Origin of the sequence: Xenorhabdus khoisanae (assembly GCF_001037465.1) — a bacterium.
Taxonomy (GTDB): Bacteria; Pseudomonadota; Gammaproteobacteria; order Enterobacterales; family Enterobacteriaceae; genus Xenorhabdus; species Xenorhabdus khoisanae.
Window position 1 is genome coordinate 1 of the sequence record NZ_LFCV01000007.1, and the last position, 6,498, is coordinate 6,498.

At 45.1% G+C, this 6,498-nt stretch carries 7 protein-coding genes; all 7 read right to left on the reverse strand.

All coding sequences use genetic code 11. The features are described 5' to 3' along the window. Positions 1 to 257 (reverse strand): phage head closure protein (locus tag AB204_RS01425; RefSeq protein WP_047961619.1); only part of this gene is annotated, 257 nt, incomplete at its 3' end. Continuing rightward, positions 254 to 1,471 (reverse strand): phage portal protein, encoded by a 1,218-nt coding sequence (locus tag AB204_RS01430; protein WP_047961616.1) that lies wholly within the window; start codon positions 1,469 to 1,471, stop codon positions 254 to 256. The genes AB204_RS01430 and AB204_RS01425, both read right to left, overlap by 4 nt. A gap of 2 nt (positions 1,472 to 1,473) precedes the next feature. Beyond that, the gene (locus tag AB204_RS01435; RefSeq protein ID WP_047961617.1) at positions 1,474 to 2,013 is read right to left on the reverse strand and encodes an HK97 family phage prohead protease; all 540 of its coding nucleotides are present in this window, start codon (positions 2,011 to 2,013) and stop codon (positions 1,474 to 1,476) included. 44 nt (positions 2,014 to 2,057) lie between these two features. Beyond that, entirely contained in the window at positions 2,058 to 3,209 is a 1,152-nt protein-coding gene (locus AB204_RS01440; RefSeq protein WP_047961620.1) for a phage major capsid protein, read from the reverse strand. 126 nt (positions 3,210 to 3,335) lie between these two features. Continuing rightward, complete coding sequence (locus tag AB204_RS01445) at positions 3,336 to 3,731, reverse strand: DUF1240 domain-containing protein (protein WP_047961618.1); 396 nt, start codon at positions 3,729 to 3,731, stop codon at positions 3,336 to 3,338. Continuing rightward, complete coding sequence (locus tag AB204_RS01450; RefSeq protein ID WP_084728503.1) at positions 3,728 to 4,693, reverse strand: hypothetical protein; 966 nt, start codon at positions 4,691 to 4,693, stop codon at positions 3,728 to 3,730. Before AB204_RS01450 ends, AB204_RS01445 begins: the two co-directional genes overlap by 4 nt. Positions 4,694 to 5,266: 573 nt before the next feature. Further along, the coding region (locus AB204_RS01455; RefSeq protein ID WP_047961622.1) for a DNA primase family protein at positions 5,267 to 6,498 on the reverse strand (1,232 nt) is incomplete at its 5' end.

A 6,498-nucleotide genomic window follows, 5' to 3' on the forward strand; every position in this document is an offset into this window, starting at 1 on the left:
AATTGACCGTTGGTACTGTCACCCTGATAGAAGATGCGGTTTGCAGTGGTGATATCAGCACGGTAGCGCAGCCAGATACGTACGGTGGCTTCGGTGAACACTGCACCGGAGGCCATCAATTCACGCCCGCTAATGTATTTGACCTCTGCCCAGACCGTGGCGATATCCTGCCACACCTGCATACGCTGACCCGATGGCAAGTTGATCTGGGTAAAATTCTGTAACGTAACGCGATGCCTCAATGCGCCTGCTCTCATTCTTTGCCCTCCGGTTGTTTCTTCACCTCGACCGTTTGCTTCCATGCCTGACTGAATTCATCACCCCCTTCACGGGGTGATAATCCCTCGCGTTCGCGGGCTTCATTCGGGCACATCACCCCTGACTTAATCGCGGTTTCATAACTCTGGAAGCGTTCTTTCGGATTGGCACGCAGCAAATCGGCGGTATCAAATTCAACTTGGTAGCGAATGCCCTTTTTCGGTGACGCCATCAGCAAGGCGGATTTAATTTGTTGTTCAAAGTTGGCAAGCCACGGGCGCATGGTGATCGTCAGAAAAGCGCGTGATGCTTCACTAAAGTTGCTGTAGGTGCTGTTCGAATACTCTTGCAGAAAGATAGGGCTGACGTTGAACATCCGGGCGATATCGTCAATGGTGAAACGACGAGAGGCCAGCCACTCCACATCCTGATTACTCATGCCTAATTGCTGGTATTCCATCCCGCCTTCAAGGATCGGTGTTTTGCCTGCATTGCGAGCGCCCTTGTAACGTTCGAGGGCTTCCAGTGCCTTAGCGCCTTTCGTGCCATCTAACCAATCAGCGGATTTAATCACGCCCGCCGCCATCATCCCCTCTTTCATAATGCTTGAGCCGTGGCGTTGTTGCGCCAGACCTAAGCCCAATGTTTCACGGCAAATGGTGACAGGCGAACGCCCCAGAAAGCCATCTTCGGTGGCATAGCGTAAATGTAAGACTTCTTCTTGCAGGTAGGTTTTGACCTTGCCGCTATAAGGTTCAGTGATGGTATAGGCGAACCGGTGATCCGATAACCGTTGAGATACAACCGCTGACGGCGGGTAGGGGTGTAACGATTGTGGCTGTCCGTCGTTGTCCCAGACAATCACCGCATAGGCATTACCATTCAGTAAACAATGGCGCATCAGGGTGCGCTTAAACTGAAACGGTGTCTGACAGTCGTTCGGACACTCATTGAGCAAATAATCCACAGGGTGATCACTCAACCATTCACGGGACTCTTTCCCGTTCTGGTGCTGTACCCGATAAAGGTAACAGGGCATGGTTGCCACCGCTTCACTAATCACCGTGACGGCATTCATCACGGCGGGTAAACCTTCGGCTGTCGAGGGTGAAACGTGCTCGCCCGATTTGGTGTTAGATACGCCTGCCAGAGAAAGAAACTCATCAATGGTCATACTGCGAGTCTCAGGCTCTTTACGCTTAAACGGCCACATGGTTACACCTCGGACAGTTGCAGCCAGTAGTGGCGCAAATTGCAGGGCTTAACTGCATTCAGTGAACGTTTGGCGATCTCCACGCCACTCTCAGGGTAGGCGGGTAAGCTGGTGATAGTGATTTCTCTCAGTTCGGCTTCTAATACTGTCCTGATATAAGGCTCCTGACCCACATCCCACTGATCCTTCAATGCCCTGAACCCGAAGCTCATTCCAGAAATATCACCGCGTTCAACCAGTGTCAGTACATCACGCCCTAATTGCGTATCGGGTGGGGTTAACTCGAAGCGTAATCCGGTGGCATCTTCACTTAATTGCAATGTGCCGGACGTGGTGCGGCCTAACAGGTTCATGTGATCATGTTCATAAAGTGCCCTGACATCGACGCCAGAAGTTAAGCTGGCACTAAACGCATTCGGGGCGAACTGTTCGACAAATTCATTCCATAAGATTTGTGATCGGCTGTTCCACTTAATCACATAACCGGTCAGCTTCTTATCGCTGGCAGAAAGTGATGCCGTTCTTAATTCAATATCATTCATTCGATGAACTCCAAGACGGAAAAGGGGCGCTGTGCCCCTCTTGCTTATTTACTGGTTGCTTTGATTTCCAGTACCTTGATTGCGTTGGAGTCCACCAGCCCACCACCTAAATACTTATCCGTGTGTACCTTATAGAATCCCGGCTCGGTGATATTGTCAGGACGGGTACGGGTTCCGGTTTGATGGTCAACAATGAAGTAACCGCGCTTGAAGTCGCCCAGACCAATGATGTTATCGGGCATAAATTCGAGGTAATGGACAGGCAAGCCCAGCAACATATCAGGATCACCCGCTTGCAAACGTTCGCGCCAGATATAATCGCCGTTGCCATTTTTCAGCTTCTGCACCTGAGCCGCCGTTGTTGAGTTCATCACCCACACTGAGTTCTTGCGGTATTTATTCTTGAGCAGGAATTTCAGGTCAATCAGGCTATCCGCCTCAAGTTTGGCTGCTTCCAGCTTTTGCAGTGTGCCAAATGCACGTACCTTGTCGGCTTGGGTATCGCGGGGATAAGACAGAAAGCCTTTCGCCTTTTTGCTGCCGTCACCACTGACAAGATCGGTTTCTTCAGTATCGACGAAGGTATCTGCAATTTCAGCAGTCAACCAGCCCAAGATATCCACGTCGCTAAAGTCGATGATTTCTTGCGTGGTTTTGGGGTAAGCGTAAATTGGGAACAGTTTAATGCTGACTTCTTCCATCTTCGGCGTGGACGTCTCACCGCGTGCCTTGCCCTCTTCCCCGTGGGCTACCGCTGCGCCACCGACTGAAACCAACTGTTTGTATTCGTTGCTGCGCGTAGTCTTGAGGGTACAGATCCGGCGCATGACCGACTCATCAGCCAATTGCTGCATGATCTGCTTGTTCAGTTCAGGAATAACGGTATAGCCACCCTCTGACGGCACGCCTGTAGACAAGGTGCGGGTTTCGCCGGTCAGGATATAGTGTCGCAGTTCGTCGTTGCTGAGTTTTTCACTGGTCGGCTGGGATCTTACTTGATTGCGTTCTTCATCAGCCAGTGACTCATAACGGGCAATTTCGGCGTTCAGGGCGTCGGACTGGCTGCGCAGTTCGTCGAACTGTTTGGCTTCCTCTGCGGTCAAGGAACGTTTTTCAGTTTCGGCTTTGGTGAGCAGGGTGCGCATTTGTTCGGTAAGGGTTGCCTTTTGCTGGCGTAATTCAAGTAGCTTTTTCATGGTGTTTTGCGGTTGGTTTTTATATGCTTTAAACACTATTTAGCATCATGAAAAACAATAAAAAAGCCCCTGACATTCAGAGGCTAAACTTGCGAAAACACGAGGACAGAATATTTACAAACTTTTTCATTTACACAGTGATAAATCTTTTACATAGGTGGTTGGTGACATCCACGATAATTTATCGCATGTCAGATAACCATCACTTTTTAACTTATAATCAACATAAAAAGAGATAGGAAAACCAATTATAAATGATGCAATCATCAACCTACTAAGATATTTAACAACTATCTTGTTAAATTTAGGTAGTCTATCAAAGATAAAGAAAAAAACAGAGCTTGATAACGAATATAATAATAGAGGTGAAGACATAACAACCATGACAACAGTGCCAGAAAATCTTATTTCATCTTTCATTAATATTAATGAAATAGCATCGTCAATAATGAAAGCAACTATAAATGTCATTAACAATAATAATATCAGCACACCTAATGCTTTAAGGTATTTACTATTCACCTAAACCTTCCTAATCCATTAAAAAAATGCCGTAAATCCGCTTCCGGTGTTCTTGGTTTTCTCTTCATTTCTTCTTTTATGAGTGCTATTAATTTTTCACTTATCCCATATTGCTTATCAAGAGCATCTAAAATATAAGCCACTGCAAAACCAGCAAGTAGAACTATTCCCGCAACAGCAATTATACTGCCACCTAAAGCGGCTGTAGCAATTAAAGCTGAACCGACAGCCCAAGAGGCTGTCGCGATAATAGCAGTTTTAGCCATATCCATGGTTACATTTCCAAGAAAATCGGCTAGCGTATATTCATCCTTAAAAATACTTTCTATTACTCGATATCCAATAGAAAAAATGATGGAGAATCTAACTCCTTGAACAACGCTTGCATTAAGACCCTGCTGCCCAATTCCCATTCCAAGCATTTGGGGATTTTGGGCACGATATCGTGTCCCCATGATACGATTCCGAAGACCTGCATGCCCTGATATGTGAATATACCTTTCCCCATTTTTTCCTACATGTTCTGCCGCTTTAATGCCTAAGCTCTTAAATTCTCGAACAACATCATGGAATCCACGTGAATCATAGATATTTCCTGCGTAGGTAGATATGGGATCAGTGACAGAAAATACACGCGCCATAGGATTTTTTTTCTTGTTTCCTGCGTCCATACCTCTTGCAAATGCTTCTTCATAACTTAGGTGTGTTTCGTTCATACCTCTTGCAAATGCTTCTCCATGATTTGGACTTTGTGGACGGCGGGGACTGATATCCTCAATAATGCTTTGAGCTTCTGATAATGTGAGAACAAAGTGATACTGGGTATTATCCCTCAATACTTTTTCTAGACCAATAGCATCAAAAAATTCATGTTGAGGCTTTAGCTGATTAATTCCCACATTCCCCCTTAAAACATCCCCCATATAGCCATCCCAAGTGGGATTATATTTCTTATGTGTCATTCCTCAATTCTCCATAATATTCGTCATGAATAATTTCATTAATTACTATTAAGGCATGTAACAATCAAGTGATTTGTGTCACGATTTCCATATAGCATCAATTAAACAGGATATAACAGCAATGCTTATCTATTCCAACATGAATAAAAGATCACCAGCAAAATTGTGATTAATCTCTCTTCTTAAATAAAATCAGATAATTACCTAATTTAAATTTCAGATAGTACCCTAATAAAAAAACAAATTGATGCACTAAATTTATCTTCTTAGATTCCTCCGGCTTTTATTTGCCTGCCAGAAGATACCCCCTGAAAATTTTTTTGTCCCTCTCAACTGTACACCTTGTGCATTTTCCCCTGAATGCCTTGCCCTGCCTGAGTTTGTGGCGGTGTACATGATATACACCAACTGTGCATGACTGTTCACCCTGACAATAAATAACTGGTGTATAGGATGTACACTTGGTGCACAGTTAAAAGATAACTATACACCTTATTTTTACCTTTAATATCATGTAATTATTCCTTTTAGTGCACAGTGTGTATAGTTAACACCAAAAGTTTATTTGGGGGGTTAACCTCTGCGAAGTTCAGGCACTGCCGGAAGCCATTCTTCGGCCTCTTCGGATAATGCCACGTTATACGAATACCCTTGCTTTGTCCTGACTTTTCGATAGTCCTTCCGGTATTCCTGCATAATCTTGGGGATTGAATCACCAAATTTTGTCAGGGTTAACGGCCGTTCAAACCCGTGCGCTTCCATAAAAGACAAATAAGCATGATAAAGATAAATGCGCGGTGCCCTTGGCACGATATTTTTATTTCCCATCTTCATCCCGATAATATTATCCACGGACACCAGATAACCACAAAAGCGATATAAGGGATCTGAGTGGCATTTCACTGATAATGCTTCGCTGGAATCCCGTTGCGCCTGTAGTAATTTTTTAGCCTTATTCTGGTCGGCAAATTCGGTTAATAAATGGCGAATAATCACCGGTAATTCCCGGCTTATTTTCTCCGGCAATTGTGGATCTTTTTCTGATTCCTTGACCGGAATATTAAACGGGAATATCACCCGCCGCCGTGCAATGCCGCCATTGCGTTCGGTAAAGCTCATCGGCTCATTATTGGTAGCCAGTACCACCGCTTTAATCACAGTTGAGAACTGTTTCTCATATTTGCCGTCAACTTCAATCAGGTCGCCGCCTGTAATAGCCTTAATACCTGCACCCTCGCCAACATATTTAACCTGATCGGGCAGCGTAATCAGGCTTTTTCCGACAAACTGATAGCGGCCTCTCGCCTCATCTAACGCTTTCATATTACCACTGGCGGTATTGTGTTCGCCTGCTAATAATGTCGCAATAGAGGTAAACACACTTTTACCGCTGCCACCTTCGCCCGTGACTTCAAGAAATAATTGCCAATCATAACGGTTAGCCAGAATCATAAACAGCGCCGCTTTAATGTGATTCATTTTATTTTCATTGTGCCCCGCTGCATGGGATAACCAGCGGTAAAAGGCAGGGGCATGATCTGGCAGATTTTCATCGACAGCAGGCGGAGTGAAAACAATGCCGTTATGATTGATGAGCCAGTTTTCCGGCTGGTGTGGGGTAAATTGTTGTGTCGATAAACTATACACACCGTTACTAAATCCGATTAAGTTCTGTCGCTGATGACCAATAACCGGAATTTGTAATTTCATTGCACTGATAGCGTTATTAATTCCATTCGGGCTATAAGGGGTTTCGTATTGATCGAAGATTGCGACCATTGCGCGACACAGCTCGCTATCCGGTA

What these genes read in the sequence shown, in the direction of transcription:
- AB204_RS01430 (WP_047961616.1), bottom strand. Translation starts at nt 1,471, where the DNA reads ATGTGGCCGTTTAAGCGTAAAGAGCCTGAGACTCGCAGTATGACCATT.
- AB204_RS01435 (WP_047961617.1), bottom strand. Translation starts at nt 2,013, where the DNA reads ATGAATGATATTGAATTAAGAACGGCATCACTTTCTGCCAGCGATAAG.
- AB204_RS01440 (WP_047961620.1), bottom strand. Translation starts at nt 3,209, where the DNA reads ATGAAAAAGCTACTTGAATTACGCCAGCAAAAGGCAACCCTTACCGAA.
- AB204_RS01450 (WP_084728503.1), bottom strand. Translation starts at nt 4,693, where the DNA reads ATGACACATAAGAAATATAATCCCACTTGGGATGGCTATATGGGGGAT.